The sequence below is a fragment of the Paenibacillus sp. FSL H8-0168 genome (assembly GCF_038592955.1).
Classification (GTDB): domain Bacteria; phylum Bacillota; class Bacilli; order Paenibacillales; family Paenibacillaceae; genus Paenibacillus; species Paenibacillus polymyxa_B.
Window position 1 is genome coordinate 4,546,606 of sequence record NZ_CP151948.1, and the last position, 13,979, is coordinate 4,560,584.

14 protein-coding genes are annotated in these 13,979 nt (G+C 47.6%); 6 read left to right on the forward strand and 8 right to left on the reverse strand.

Features of this window, described 5'->3' with window-relative positions; translation table 11 throughout:
• Window positions 1-729, forward strand: a complete 729-nt coding sequence (gene nagB / locus MHI21_RS20060) for a glucosamine-6-phosphate deaminase (protein ID WP_342418788.1) — start codon at window positions 1-3, stop codon at window positions 727-729.
• A complete protein-coding gene (nagA, locus tag MHI21_RS20065; RefSeq protein ID WP_342418789.1) occupies window positions 726-1,946 on the forward strand; it encodes an N-acetylglucosamine-6-phosphate deacetylase in 1,221 nt (406 codons plus the stop codon). Before nagB ends, nagA begins: the two co-directional genes overlap by 4 nt.
• 105 nt (window positions 1,947-2,051) lie before the next feature.
• Here the strand turns inward: nagA and MHI21_RS20070 are convergent, their stop codons facing one another.
• The gene (locus tag MHI21_RS20070) at window positions 2,052-3,029 is read right to left on the reverse strand and encodes a YhcN/YlaJ family sporulation lipoprotein (protein WP_342418790.1); all 978 of its coding nucleotides are present in this window, start codon (window positions 3,027-3,029) and stop codon (window positions 2,052-2,054) included.
• 195 nt (window positions 3,030-3,224) lie between these two features.
• Here MHI21_RS20070 and MHI21_RS20075 point away from each other — a divergent pair, with 195 nt between their 5' ends.
• Window positions 3,225-4,802, forward strand: a complete 1,578-nt coding sequence (locus MHI21_RS20075; RefSeq protein WP_342418791.1) for an alpha/beta hydrolase — start codon at window positions 3,225-3,227, stop codon at window positions 4,800-4,802.
• Between the two features lie 112 nt (window positions 4,803-4,914).
• Here the strand turns inward: MHI21_RS20075 and MHI21_RS20080 are convergent, their stop codons facing one another.
• The 3 genes from MHI21_RS20080 to MHI21_RS20090 are packed head-to-tail and all read right to left on the reverse strand — an operon-like array spanning window position 4,915 to window position 6,176.
• Complete coding sequence (locus MHI21_RS20080) at window positions 4,915-5,580, reverse strand: hypothetical protein (protein WP_165179150.1); 666 nt, start codon at window positions 5,578-5,580, stop codon at window positions 4,915-4,917.
• 54 nt (window positions 5,581-5,634) lie between these two features.
• Window positions 5,635-5,877, reverse strand: a complete 243-nt coding sequence (locus tag MHI21_RS20085; RefSeq protein WP_081330688.1) for a helix-turn-helix domain-containing protein — start codon at window positions 5,875-5,877, stop codon at window positions 5,635-5,637.
• Window positions 5,820-6,176, reverse strand: coding sequence for a hypothetical protein (locus tag MHI21_RS20090; RefSeq protein WP_025719486.1), 357 nt, complete (start codon window positions 6,174-6,176; stop codon window positions 5,820-5,822). Before MHI21_RS20090 ends, MHI21_RS20085 begins: the two co-directional genes overlap by 58 nt.
• A gap of 186 nt (window positions 6,177-6,362) precedes the next feature.
• Between MHI21_RS20090 and MHI21_RS20095 the strand changes: the two genes are divergently transcribed.
• Window positions 6,363-6,566 carry a hypothetical protein gene (locus MHI21_RS20095; RefSeq protein WP_311079638.1) on the forward strand — a complete coding sequence of 68 codons (204 nt, stop codon included), beginning with the start codon at window positions 6,363-6,365 and terminating at the stop codon, window positions 6,564-6,566.
• A 74-nt stretch (window positions 6,567-6,640) separates the two neighbouring features.
• Here the strand turns inward: MHI21_RS20095 and MHI21_RS20100 are convergent, their stop codons facing one another.
• From MHI21_RS20100 to MHI21_RS20115, 4 genes are read right to left on the reverse strand one after another with little or no spacing between them, the layout of a single operon-like run.
• Window positions 6,641-7,579 (reverse strand): DUF4340 domain-containing protein, encoded by a 939-nt coding sequence (locus tag MHI21_RS20100; RefSeq protein WP_342418792.1) that lies wholly within the window; start codon window positions 7,577-7,579, stop codon window positions 6,641-6,643.
• Complete coding sequence (locus MHI21_RS20105) at window positions 7,576-8,967, reverse strand: GldG family protein (protein WP_341163227.1); 1,392 nt, start codon at window positions 8,965-8,967, stop codon at window positions 7,576-7,578. Before MHI21_RS20105 ends, MHI21_RS20100 begins: the two co-directional genes overlap by 4 nt.
• Window positions 8,968-8,972: 5 nt before the next feature.
• Entirely contained in the window at window positions 8,973-9,695 is a 723-nt protein-coding gene (locus tag MHI21_RS20110) for an ABC transporter permease (protein ID WP_341163226.1), read from the reverse strand.
• On the reverse strand, window positions 9,692-10,807 hold the full coding sequence (locus tag MHI21_RS20115; RefSeq protein ID WP_223821948.1) for an ATP-binding cassette domain-containing protein: 1,116 nt from the start codon (window positions 10,805-10,807) through the stop codon (window positions 9,692-9,694). The genes MHI21_RS20110 and MHI21_RS20115 overlap by 4 nt, the downstream gene beginning before the upstream one ends.
• Window positions 10,808-11,311: 504 nt before the next feature.
• Here MHI21_RS20115 and MHI21_RS20120 point away from each other — a divergent pair.
• A complete protein-coding gene (locus tag MHI21_RS20120; RefSeq protein WP_342418793.1) occupies window positions 11,312-12,658 on the forward strand; it encodes an NTTRR-F1 domain in 1,347 nt (448 codons plus the stop codon).
• Between the two features lie 191 nt (window positions 12,659-12,849).
• Window positions 12,850-13,941 carry a glycosyltransferase gene (locus MHI21_RS20125; RefSeq protein WP_165179143.1) on the forward strand — a complete coding sequence of 364 codons (1,092 nt, stop codon included), beginning with the start codon at window positions 12,850-12,852 and terminating at the stop codon, window positions 13,939-13,941.
• The last annotated feature ends 38 nt before the right edge of the window (window positions 13,942-13,979 follow it).

The window sequence follows — 13,979 nt, forward strand, 5'->3', positions numbered from 1 at the left end:
ATGAACATACGCATTTTGAACAGCCGTGAAGACCTGAACGCTACTGCCGCCGCTGTGATCGCTAGCTTGCTGCTATCCAAACCACAGGCTATGCTTGGCCTGGCCACCGGTAGTACGCCGATTGGCATTTACCAACATCTTGCAGATATGTACCGCAAGGAACAGGTCAGTTTTGCACGCGCCTATTCCGTGAATCTTGATGAATATGTTGGTCTTCCCCCAGAACATCCGCAGAGCTATCGAAGCTTTATGAATGAGCACTTGTTCCAGCATATCGACATTCCCATATCCCATACACGTGTTCCTGACGGGAATGCACTAGATCTGGCAGCAGAATGTGCAGCGCACGAGCAGGCTATTCTGGATCATGGCCCCGTGGATCTGCAGTTGCTTGGCATTGGTCATAATGGGCATATCGGCTTTAACGAACCCGGTCACAGCTTGGCTGGAGCCACACATGTTGTAGATTTGAAAGAAAGTACGCGCTCGGCAAATGCTCGATTTTTTGGCGAAATAGATGCTGTACCCAGGCAAGCAGTTACGATGGGAGTAGGCACGATTCTTAAGGCGAAGCAAATTATACTGGTGGCTTTTGGTGCGGATAAGGCCAACATTATAAAACAGGCTTTAACTGGACCTGTCACGACTGAGTGTCCGGCTTCTTTGCTGCAATGTCACCCCAACGTACTTATTTTACTGGATCAGAAAGCGGGAGGATGGTTCAATTGAAGTCAGATGAAATGAGTGGTAACGTACCCCAGCTACTGTATGGGCAAGTTGTCGTTGGAAATGACATCATTGAAAAAGGGGTTGTCGTCATTGAGGGGCAGTCCATTGTTTATGCTGGTTCCGAGGGAAATTTGCCGGCCGATTGGACATCGGTAGTCTTGGCAAATCAGGAAGAAAGTGCAGCGAGAACGGTAAAAATTGTGCGTCTGGAAGGAGGCTATCTGCTACCAGGCTTTATTGATATTCATGTTCACGGCGGTAACGGTGAGGACTTTATGGACTCCAGTCCAAAGGTGCTGGATACGATCACCTCCTTTCACGGTTCACAAGGAACGACGGCTATGCTGGCTACCACCATGACCGCGCCCAAGGAACAGATTGACCGAGTATTGAGTGAAGTTCACGCTTATATGGCACTACCAATGCCCTATGCTCAGTTGGAGGGCGTACATCTGGAAGGGCCGTTCATCAGTCCGAACTGGCCGGGAGCGCAAAACCCGGAACATATCGTGCCACCGAATCTCTCATGGGTGGCAGAATGGGAGCAGCGCTATCCAGGCCTTGTTCGCCAGCTCACGCTTGCGCCCGAACGGGAAGGAGCGCTGGAACTGATTGCATGGCTGCGCAGCCATGGCATTACCGCGGCTCTCGGTCATACAGATGCTACGTATGAAGAGGTTGAACAGGCAACGACGGCGGGGCTGAACCATGCGGTGCATGCGTTTAATGCTATGACTCCGCTGCATCATCGCAAGCCGGGAGCCGCCGGAGCCGTACTTGCTGATCCGCGCATTGAAGCAGAAATCATCGCGGACGGCATTCATGTGCATCCCGCCGCCATTTCCTTGCTCGCTAGGTTAAAGCAGGATCATAATCTCATTCTCATCACAGATGCCATGTCTGCTACTGGTCTGGAAGACGGGAAATATACGCTCGGCGATTTGCCGGTAATCGTGCAGGGCGGTGTAGCGCGACTGGAGGATGGGGTCACTTTGGCAGGAAGCACACTAACGATGATTGAAGGCTTCCGCTATTTGGTTCAACATGTGGGTATGAGTATTCCCGCGGCATCACAAATGGCCAGCCTAAATCCGGCTCGATCCTTGCACATTGCTGATCGTACAGGTTCGCTAGAAGCAGGTAAACAAGCAGATATCCTGTTACTGGATGGAGAGTTAAAGCTGCAAGGCGTATGGATTAAAGGATTGCGCAAATAATTCAGTTATAGTTATCATTCCCCAAAACTAAAGAGCTATCCACCAGCGTATTCGCTGAGATGGATAGCTCTTTCTTTGGCATTGCACACACTTATAGGGTTTGAATTAGCGATGATTCATCGGCGCGGGCGTATGATTTTGTGGGCGTGTGGGTGCTGTATTTTCCATTGGACGGTTTGTACCAGCCGCCGGGGTCGGGAATACACGTTCAATCACATCCACCATTTCATTGCTCAAGCCTCTGATCGGATGACCATTTTGCACACTGTGTGTAAAGTCAGTGGCTTGTTTGACAAAATCCGGGTTAGCCGATACATACACCTGTTCAATCGAAGGTGCAAATTGCTTAACTTTATTCGCGATTCGGCTCTTGACTGCATCACTTGGTTCATATGCAGTTCTTGCTCCCTCGATTGTGGTGTTTCTGTTATCTGTGCCATTGTTGTTCGCCAAGCCACGCAACATACCATACGAGCCTGTACCCATCGTACCGAATAAACCGTCATCACGACGCGCAGGTGTTCCATTCCCGGTAACTCCATTTCCGGCAACTCCATTGTCTGTCATTCCAGGCGTTGTAGTATCCGTAGTACGGTTTCCTCTAGTGCCATTAACGCCATTCACACTCGGTACATTACCGTTACGTCCAATACTATTAGCACTTGGAGTACCGTCAACACTTGGAGCACCGACACCTGTTCCGTTGGCTTGGTCTTTCAAGGAAACGGCTACATAGGCATGTCGTTCACCGACCAGCACTGTCGCAGACTTTACATCCGGCATCTCAGATATACGTTTGGACAAATTGCGATCGACTTGCAGATTACGGACTGGATGTCCGGTTCGGTTGACATTTTCATTCAATGACATCCCGTCCATACCATTCGACTTAACCCCATAACGATTCACACCATCCATACCATTACGGTTCACACCATCCATATGATGTGTGCTTTGCGCGTTATAGCGTGTACTGTTCGTACGAACGTTATGATCGGCATTTCCGCACCCGGTCAAAGCAGCCATACTGGCGAGTAAAGCAGCAGAAATCGTAAAACTGATGACCTTCTTAGTTCCTGGCATGAACTCATCCTCCATACATTATAAAATGTGTGACGAGATTATCATGCGCTATGAATCATAGGGATATCCTGACTAAAAAATGACTAAAAAAATAAAATTTTAATGTAAATATGAAATACAATTGATGATTTACCACAAGATGGCATGTATAATAAGCTTGAAAAATACTTTATTTTACAAAGGAGGATTTTCAGTTTGAAAAAGATCACTGTTTTAATGTTCATTTTTTTGTTATCAGTTACCCTTGTACCCGTCGGCGCTTTTGCAGGCTCCACTACACCCCAACCCCCGAAAGATCCCGCCGGAAGCTGGGCAGAAGGCCCACCACCTAATCGCGTTGATCCTGCCAAACCTGCATTATTATTCGTACATGGTTTGAACAGTAGCGCTGAAGTCTGGACCAAAAATAATAACGACATGCTTCATCGCGCACGTGACGCCGGATACCAGACGGCCACCATTAATCTGTACGATACAAATGGTACATCCCAGGATATGTGGGACAATGGTAAGCTTTTAGCCGACAAAATCAAGGTCATCAGTAACCACTTTGGAAAAAAGCTCATTATCATCGCCCACAGCAAAGGTGGAGTGGATACTCAAACCGCTCTCGTATATAACGGAGCCGCTCCTTATGTTCAACGTGTCATCACCCTCAGCAGTCCCCATCATGGATCACAACTTGCAGATCTCGCCTACAGCAGCTGGGCCGGATGGCTGGCAGACATCGTCGGCTCACAAAATCCCGGTACCTCCACTTTACAAACATCTTATATGAAGTATTTCCGATCCAAGACCGATGCACTCAGCAACGCAACTACAATTCCATTCTTCACGTTTGCTGGTGATAACTGGTCTGACGGCACTGCTTCCTACATACTGGGCGGACTTTACCTCTCAACCTTTGGTAAAAATGATGGGGTGGTCACAGTCGACAACGCTAAGCTCCCCGGCGGACGTGTAGTTAAAATCGGATCTTGGGATCATGCCAAGGTTCGTACCGGTTCTTACGTCTTCTCCCTGATCCAACCCTACCTCCAAGCGAACACTCCAGCATTGAATCAGGAAACTGAAGCACTTTCAGCTTCTTCCCTAACTGCTTCTGCTGTACAATCCACCTATAACGAGATCGATAATTCTTACTTTATCCGAGGCGGCGATTATAATGGAAAAGCCTCAGAAACCCTCACTGTTGAAAATGGTGTCAAATCCATTGATCTGGACTGGATCAGCGATAAACGTGTGAGTAAGCTGGAACTAACCAAGCCTGACGGTACCAGTGAAATTATTAATCTGAAAGCAGGCTATGATGACGATATTTTTGCTGGTGCCTGGCATCATAACGCCGTCATTCAAAATCCAAAACCGGGCACCTATAAACTGAACGTCACAGTTCCTGATCAAGGAGCATATCTCCTGATTGCACGTTACCAGGCTGTTCAAGTTCCAGAGCTGAAATACAATCTGAATGCAGTGGGCCCGAAGCTAAACCTGAAACCACAGGATTCCCCGGACAGCGTTACACAAGTTACCTACCAAGTTCAATATTATGGTGATCCGCAGCAAGCAGTCACTTCTGCCTCCAAAGGTTTGACGGTACAGCAAAAAACCGTTAAACCTACCGGACAAATAGAGCTATCCAAAGCGGACAAGCCCGGCATCTATTCTGTAACCTATGAAATTAGCGGCACCACAGAAGCAGGTTATCCGTACCGTCGCACAGCTGTTCAATCCATCTATATTGATGCTGACGGCAATAAGTATGTTGACTAATTAGTACAACCTAAAAAGCCTGCGAACCCCTACATATATGGGGCGTTTGCAGGCTATTATTCATTACAAAACTTCTTGATAGTGGTAATACTTTGTAATTCCATTCTTGTGTTCAATCGGTTGTTTGATTCTGATTCCTCAGCTTATGAAGCCAATAGTAGCGGTGTAAATCCATAATAAAATGGAAAAGAACAAATGCCAGCATGGAGTATACACTGATCAATACTGTGGCAACTAATTGTTGTGTAGCAAATCCGAGGGAAACATTAGCTATCAGATAACCAGCCCCAGTAAATGTGGTGATCGTCACTACAGGCGCTCTCTTGTTTTTTTCCTTAACTTTTGGTTTCTTCTTATGTTTTGAAGGATCTTTGAATTTCGCCAAATTATATTTTATAAAGGAATACAAGGCGACTCCATAAAGGGCAAAAGAACCTATAAAATACCATGAAGTATCCAGACCCAACATGCCATAAGCAAACTTTTGTGTCATGATCATGAAGCCCATAGAACAAATCAAACCAAATACACCACGGAATAAAATGTAATTCAACTGCAATTTGCGTGGCATGATGACCAGTACTAGAGCCCAAATGTTTATCATAACAATCGGTGGCAACAGTACATAAACGTAAACTGCAATGTATGGATTTCCCACTAAGGGGATAACCAGAAACAGATCTAACAGTAATAAAACAAGAATGATGACATTGGAACGAATACTGTTGACTGGGTACATCTTCATACTTTTCTCAAAAGAAGCCCTGTTATCACTCATAAACTTATAAGCCCTCCGTTAAATAAGTAAACCTACGGATAAGGATAGCCAAGGCTATATCCATTGTCCACTTTTTACTGTCTTTAACTCTTGTCGCAGTTCTTCTATAAAATCAGTCACAATGCTTTGGACAGCATCTTCACGGGACATACGAATATACCGACTGGTCTTTTGAATGTCTTCCTCGAACAATTGAAGTATCCTATACATGGCCTCCTGATCTCCACTTCGTACTAATTTTAGCAATTGGACGAACTCAGCATCCGAAATAACTCTTTGAGCATTTTCTTTTTCCATTTATTCACCGCCTGTTGGGATAGCTTTAACTCTTTTGCAATCTGTGCTTCGGTTTTATCTAGTATGTAAAGGTCAAAGATGATCATTTTTCCGATCTCAGAAGATAGAGAGTTGATAAGCTGTAATGTGTACATATTAGAGTTTGAAGATTCTGTAAAAGATGGGGCGCTGACGGCTTCGTTCTTTTCCATTACAAATTCATGATTGGTTTGTACCCGAGCACGATACTGGATTCTCCAGGCAATGCGGTACAGCTTCTTTCGATATTGTTCCACCAATGTTAGCTGAGACTTATCCATTGTAAATCACCCTTTCTCTTTGGATTTGACTTTTTCTAAATCCTCATACTATAGGGTAATTTGCAAACCTATTTTACAACCAAAACAGAACATTTGTTCTTATTTATTATACTATTTTTACATGCAGTTGTATATGGTTCTTTTAATTTACCTTCCTTTATATATGGCTAAAAAGGAGGGAATACATTGCAAATGGATGATGCTCTTTCTATGGTTACCAACGTAGGCTTTCCGGCTGGACTTTGTTTTATTTTGTTGCGACACATCCTGCACACGATGGAGGAAAAGCTGGATAAGCTGGATCTCTCACTTCATGAGCTGATTCAGGTTATCCAAGATTTAAACGACACTAACAGCTCTTCTTCCAAAAGCAGCAAACCTGACGAATAACGAACACAAAGAAGCTCCAGACGACGATCATCCGCCGTTGGAGCCTCTTTGTGCGCTAATTTAATTTCTAATGATTATTTTCCAGTCTGAGCTTGGTCGTGGCCATTCTGCTCAGCACGATTTACGTCAGATACTGACAGACCATAAGCCCAGTTACTTTGTGGCGGTACAACCCATACGGTATCTGGATCATCGCTAAGCGTCCAGCCCTGATAGACCAGCTGGGAATCATCCTTACCCAGTGATATGCTCAGCGTAAAGCGGTGAACAGGCTTGTTCAGCTCAGAGGCTTTGCGCAAGGCCTGACTGCTGGCCAGGTTTTTGATTTGCTGCGAGAGGGAAGTCGCCGTGTCACTGGCTACTGACTTTCCGTTCAGCGTCCAAGATGTGGAAGCACTGTCTCCGGTTCCGCTGTTACCGGAGGATTTGAGCATCCATGAAGCATTTTGGCCTTCCCACTCTATTCCGCTCAGCTTGGTATCGTCCCAATCGAACGGCGTTGTATCTATAAAATCATCAGCACCCAGCAACAACCCTGAAAGTGTATCGATAGGTACAGAAGCTATCTCTTTTTTGTCTGATAATACATAAACAGCATCTCCGGAAGGCAACGTTTCACCGAAGGCAAAGGTACGAACGTCACCCTTCTTGGTCTTAATCTCAATCTGATCATGGGTAGCGCTGATCCCATATTTGGCTACGTCTGTAGGAGAAGATTCCACCACTTCACCCAACTTTACATTTTGAATCGCCGCTAGCCAATTGTCTATTGTATATTGGTTTAATGGGTAAGTCCGTGGCTTGCTCATGCTCCAATGACCATCATGTTGTTCAAGTTCCACCGACTTGCCGTCCTTTCCAGTGATCGCGAAAGACGTAATATTCTCTTGCGTAAGCTGAACCAGCTGGCGAGCCGCCGGCGCTTGTTCACGAAAGAAGTTTTGGCTCTTTGCATAGATTATACCCGCTCCCAATACAACTAACAGTAGCACTGTGGGTATCCATTTTCTCATGCTCTTCTTCGCCTCCACCATAATAAGATTCCGATGACCGCGAACAGCAACGGCAATCCGATGACAGATATGGTCAATATCGTTTTCGCTTGTGCAGGAGTCAAGTAAGCTACCTTATAATCCTGCTCCTGACGAGGACGAATGGTGAGCCCATCAGAGTGTTCCTGCACATAATTCAGACTGTTCAGCACAAAGTCTCGATTGCCTCCTGTGCTGATCTCAGTGTCGCTTAAGAGGGCCGACGTTCCGAGAATAACGGCTTTGGGCTTGCCGTCTTTTCCTTCTACCGCATAACCGAGATTCAGCGGCCCCTGCGGGTCTTTGTCATCCTTCTGCGTTTCGTTGTTCAGCAGTCCTTGGATATTCGTTTCACCATAGCTGGCTGCAGAAGATTTCATCAAAAGCGTCGTCTTCCAATCCTTCTGCTCTCCTGCCTGCAAAGCAATAGACAGTGAAAGAACCGGGTACAGATTGGAAGCTGCCAACTTATCGGTGATCGCATGACTGCCGAAGGTAGGAACCGTCCATAGAGGTCCAAGTGTATTCGTCTGTTCCTGATCCACCACGATGGCATGAGTGTCCTTCACTCCATAATCAGCTGCTAATGCATCAAGGTTTTTCCAATCGGACCCCATGTTCGGGTGAAAGCCTAGTGCCATAAAAAGCTTTCCGCCATCATTCAGATACGTACGAATACTCTTCAGTTCCGTTGCACTGATATCACGTTCTGGTCCGACAATAGCCAATATAGACGCATCTTTGGGCACGCTACCCGCCTGATTAAGCTGAACTTCCTCTGTTTTCACATTATCTTGTGACAGTGAGCTGCTTAATTCAGTCATTTGGGACAATGGGATTTCCTCATGTCCAGTTAGAAAGACCACTTTCCCTTGACGGGTAGATGATAATCCCAGCAGTCCACTAGTCAGCTTTTCTTCCCCGGTAAATTGGTATGCCCCTTCACCACTCCCCTGAGCTTGCGTAAATAGACTCCCAATATCTATAACCCGCTTCTTCTCCCCCTGCACCAACACAATAGATGCTGAAGTAACACCATATTGCTTGGCCAGTATCGGTTCCTGATTCAGATCGTATTGTTCGACCTTAAGCTTGTTGTTACGCTTGGCATATTCATTCAGCATGTCCGTAACATCCCGGTTCAGCTTCTGATTTTGTGAAGTAGATACGGTAAAAGCAATGAGCCGTACGTCTTCCTTTACACCTTGGATGGTCGTCAACGTTTGGTCAGACAGCGTATACTGCTTGCCTGCCGTCAGATCCAGTTGAAAGCCACCCAAAGACCGCAGAAATAACGTCAATAAAATAAAAATACCTACAGCAGCAACTGATAGTACCACACTATTGGTATGACCCAGCCATTTTTTCATATTCATTACCTCCACCGTTTCCGTTCAACCACCTGGATGCTGAATAGCAAAAAGAGCACCGCCACCGTCACGTAGTACATCACATCGGCTCCATTCAGCAATCCTTTGGTGAAACTGTCAAACCGTGCGGTTAGTGAAAAAGGTTCCAGCCATTGCTGCACCGCCGCAGATGCACCCGTCTGTCCACCAAACGAATCCAGCATCCAGAACATAAGTAAAATAATAAAACCGACGACCGCTGACATCATCTGATGCTGTGAAAGCGTCGAAGCGAATAAGGCGATCGCCATCATGGCTGCGCCAAGCATAAATAGACCGATCACAGATGTAAATACCAGTGTCCAATCCAGCGACCCATAAAAGGACATCACGACCGGATACGCTAGACTGCACAGCACTAATATGAGCAACATGCCCAGCGACGCCAAAAATTTACCCACGATCATTTCCGTCACACTCACAGGGGAGGTAAGCAGCAGTTCATCCGTACCTTGCCTGAATTCCTCCGCAACCAGCCTCATCGTGAGTAATGGGACGACGAACACCAGCATGGACAAGGTGTCACCGAGTACCAGCCGATAGTCCAGAATGCTAGGCTGATACATAACAAAATTTGTATAAAAAAGTAACCCCGTCAGCAGCATGTACACTGCAAGCGCAAAATAGGTCGTTGGGGTCCACAGATAGGCTTGCAGCTCTTTTTGACAGACCGCGAACAAACGCCTCATGACCGATTACCTCCTGTATCCTTATCTTCTTCAGCCTTATCGTCGCCGGACGCAGCATCTCCATGCTCCACCGTGATAGCCGTAGGGGCTGCATTCTCCGAGGAATGTAGGTCTTGTACTGCTGGATCGCTGACCTGACCTTCTTCCGTCTCGCGGGTCGTTAACTGCTGGAAGATATTTTCCAAGCTAAGACTTTCTTTTTTCATCTCCAAAATCGGAAGCTTCGCATCAGACAGCACATAAAATAGTTCTTCGCGAAAATCCTCACCGGAGGCTCCTGTGAGTAGCAATCCGGTCATATCTGGCTCTGCGGCGGTCAGCTTCGTGTTCGCTGGAGGCAGCGTGGTCGTCATAGATTCAACCTCTACTTTTCCCCAAGTACGAAGGACATCCAACACCTGCTCACGCTTCCCTCTGACCTCTACCTTCACCTTGAATCCATCTTCCATCGAACCGCCGAGCGCGTCAGGGCGCCCATCCATGACCAGTTTCCCTTCATGGATGATGAGAACACGATTGCATAACGCATCCACCTCAGGCAATATATGCGTGCTAAGCAATACCGTATGATTTTCGCCAATCTCCTGAATGAGCTGACGAATCTCCAAAATCTGATTGGGGTCCAAACCCGAGGTCGGTTCATCCAACACCAGTAAATCCGGGTTATGAATAATCGCACCTGCCAGTCCCAAGCGCTGTTTATACCCTTTGGACAAACTGCGGACTAATTGTTTTTCCCGCCCATTCAGTCCTAGCCTGGAAATCATCTCCGAAATACGCAGCTTCTGCTCTCTCGCAGGCACGTCCCGAATACTAGCTACAAACTTCAAATAGGATCTTACGGACATATCCTCATACAAAGGGGGAGTCTCCGGCAGATAACCGATTTTGGAACGGGCCTGTCTACCCTTATCCTGAATCGGGATACCATCAATCGTAATCACTCCCTCGTTGGGTTGAAGATACCCTGTAATCATGCGCATCGTCGTCGTTTTACCCGCACCATTCGGCCCGAGGAAACCAACAATTTCACCGCGCTGCATTTCAAAATCCAGCTTATGTACACCCCGGTTGCCCTCATACCACTTGCTCACCTGCTGCACTTTGAGCACATGTCCCACCCTTTCCCTTATCGTATTGACAGATCATTTCGAACTACACACACATATCAAAAGAATTCCATAGCGATAAGTTCGGAAGACCAAAGCCTTCGCGAAGCGGCCTCCTCCTACTTCCCTCCACCTAAAATGTTGCATCAGTAGCGGGTAGCGGAGCGGAGGATTTGGAGCTGGAGAAGCGTCAGCGTTCGCCTTTGCCTTCGGATTTTTACCTTTACATGTCTTATTTAATCACAGAAAAATCCCACGGCAACAGCGATCGGAAGCCCAAAGCCTTCGCGGAGCGGTCTTCCCGCACCTTATGCTACACTTTTAAATTCTAATAATAATCCCCCACATATAACTCCAGCTTAACGTCACTTAAATAGAAGCTTAAAATAATGTGTCTGAAATGTGAACACAAAATTACACATATACCCTCAGAAACTTGTACGGTTCGCTAAGGTATGGATTCGCATCTACTATCATTACAACGTGTGAAGGGAGTGTATAAAAGCGATGAGTGTATTGTTTACCAATCTAGTTTCTAACGGCGACTTCGAGATCGGATCAACCCTTTTTTGGAGCTCTGTCAATGTGACTGTCACTAACTTATCTGTAAAAAAGACAAACTTTTATAGTGCGATCCTGGCAGGAGGCGCAGTAGATGCATCTCTTTCCCAGGTCGTTTTTGCTGCACCAGGCGAAAGTTATACGTTAAGCCTTTCAGCTGCAAAAATAGGAAGTCTGTCCAGTCCTCAAGTTAACATTTTTCTGTATTACTATGACGCAACCTTTGGCTTCCTTGGCACGGGGCTGACTACCTATTTGAGTGCAGGTACATTGCCAGACGCTGTGAATGGGACATGGCAAAGCCTATACGAAGTAACAGCTCCTGTACCAGCCAACGCAGCCTATGCCTTTTTGATTATTAGTAAAAATGCCATGGCTAACACCGCTGATGTAGCTATTGATTCCATTGCTCTTGTTAAAGCAAGTGCAGCTGGAGCTGTGGGTCCAGCCGGACCTGCCGGCCCAACTGGTGCTACAGGCGCTAGTGGCGCTACAGGTGCTACGGGGCCTGCGGGTGCCACAGGCGCTACGGGCGACACTGGCGTTACCGGACCTGTCGGACCTACGGGTGCCACAGGTGACATAGGCGCTACCGGACCTGTCGGACCTACGGGTGCCACGGGCGACACAGGTGTTACTGGACCTGTCGGGCCTACGGGTGCCACGGGCGACACAGGTGCTACTGGACCTGTCGGACCTACGGGTGCCACAGGTGACATAGGCGCTACCGGGCCTGTCGGGCCTACGGGTGCCACGGGCGACACAGGTGTTACTGGACCTGTCGGACCTACGGGTGCCACAGGTGACATAGGCGCTACCGGGCCTGTCGGGCCTACGGGTGCCACGGGCGACACAGGTGTTACCGGACCTGTCGGACCTACGGGTGCCACGGGGGACACAGGCGTTACCGGACCTATCGGGCCTACGGGTGATACCGGGCCTACAGGGCCGACTGGACCTACTGGACCATTCGGCCTTGGATTTACCGGACCTGTCGGGCCTACGGGTGCCACGGGGGACACAGGTGCTACCGGACCTGTCGGGCCTACGGGTGCCACGGGTGATACAGGACCTGCTGGACCTATCGGGCCTATCGGGCCTATCGGCGACACAGGCGCTACTGGACCTGTCGGACCTACGGGCGACACGGGACCTACAGGGCCGACTGGACCTACCGGACCGTTTGGATTTACTGGCCCGATTGGGCCAACAGGAGACACTGGTCCACAAGGACCGATTGGACCTACCGGACCTACGGGGCCGACTGGACCTACGGGGCCTACCGGACTCTAACCTCCTTTTCTACCACATCATGTTTAAGCGATGTACCATACCTTATCGACAAAGCCGCACAGCATGTTAAAAGCTTTGTTATCCTTGCCCTGCCGCGATTGTGGCAGGGCTTCTATAAATCAGACCTCTTTTAAATCCAACTTTATGTTTGACCTGAACCCTTAGATGGTTCCCAAAGGAGTGATGCTCAATTGATCAGTATCAGCCTGTGCATGATCGTCAAAAATGACCAAAATACGATTGGCCGTTGCCTGGAATCGGTCCATCCTATTGTGGATGAAATCAACATCGTGGACACAGGTTCACAGGATCGGACCATTGACATATGTCGCAACTTTACGGATCGAATTTTTCCATTTGAATGGGTAGATCATTTTGCCCTTGCACGTAACTACTCGTTTGAGCAAGCTACGCAGGAGTACATTCTCTGGCTTGATGCCGATGATATTTTGAAGGAGCAGGATGCCGTCAAGCTGCTTGAGCTGAAGCAAACCCTTGATTCCTTAGCCGTACCAACCGTCGATTCCGTGTCTATGAATTATCATTATGGCTTTGATGATCATGGCAATGTCACCCTACATTTTCGCCGAAACCGCTTGATCAGAAGGTCAGCCGGATTCCGTTGGCACGGAGCCGTGCATGAGTACCTCGCCGTAGACGGGAATATTCAACATGCCGATATCGCCATAACTCATACCAGAACACATACGGTCTCTCCAGGAAGAAATCTGCGAATTTATGAGAAGTTGCTCGCCCAAGGTCATGCCTTCTCTCCTCGTGACCTCTACTATTACGCTAACGAGTTAAGAGATAATGAAAGATATGAGCAGGCCGTGCAGGCTTACCAGAATTTTCTAGATACCGGACAGTGCTGGGTAGAGGATGCGATTAGTGCATGTAGCAAAATGGCCGACTGTCTGCAACAACTTGGCAAGCTGGAGCAAAGTATTACCGCGGCTCTCCATAGTTTGACCTTCGATACGCCCAGGGCAGATCTATGCTGTCGGATAGGTCATTATTTTTTGCATAAAAATGAGATCTCCAAAGCTATTTATTGGTACGACATGGCTACCACTCTGAATCCTCCCGACACGATGGGCCCGGTACAGGACGCGTACCAAACGTGGTTTCCTCATATCCAGCTATGCATTTGCCATTTTCGGATGAAGGATTACACACGTGCGAATTGGCACAACGAACAAGCTGCAATGTACGTTCCCAACGACCCGCATGTCCTGCATAATCGGCAATTTTTCAGCTCAATCCTGAATCCTCCCCAATAGAGATGTCTCCCATACTCACCCCTCAATCTTTAAGTAAG

What these genes read in the sequence shown, in the direction of transcription:
- MHI21_RS20090 (WP_025719486.1), bottom strand. Translation starts at nt 6,176, where the DNA reads ATGGATAAGTCTCAGCTAACATTGGTGGAACAATATCGAAAGAAGCTG.
- MHI21_RS20105 (WP_341163227.1), bottom strand. Translation starts at nt 8,967, where the DNA reads ATGAAAAAATGGCTGGGTCATACCAATAGTGTGGTACTATCAGTTGCT.
- MHI21_RS20070 (WP_342418790.1), bottom strand. Translation starts at nt 3,029, where the DNA reads ATGCCAGGAACTAAGAAGGTCATCAGTTTTACGATTTCTGCTGCTTTA.
- nagB (WP_342418788.1), top strand. Translation starts at nt 1, where the DNA reads ATGAACATACGCATTTTGAACAGCCGTGAAGACCTGAACGCTACTGCC.
- MHI21_RS20120 (WP_342418793.1), top strand. Translation starts at nt 11,312, where the DNA reads ATGAGTGTATTGTTTACCAATCTAGTTTCTAACGGCGACTTCGAGATC.
- MHI21_RS20085 (WP_081330688.1), bottom strand. Translation starts at nt 5,877, where the DNA reads ATGGAAAAAGAAAATGCTCAAAGAGTTATTTCGGATGCTGAGTTCGTC.
- MHI21_RS20080 (WP_165179150.1), bottom strand. Translation starts at nt 5,580, where the DNA reads ATGAGTGATAACAGGGCTTCTTTTGAGAAAAGTATGAAGATGTACCCA.
- MHI21_RS20100 (WP_342418792.1), bottom strand. Translation starts at nt 7,579, where the DNA reads ATGAGAAAATGGATACCCACAGTGCTACTGTTAGTTGTATTGGGAGCG.
- MHI21_RS20110 (WP_341163226.1), bottom strand. Translation starts at nt 9,695, where the DNA reads ATGAGGCGTTTGTTCGCGGTCTGTCAAAAAGAGCTGCAAGCCTATCTG.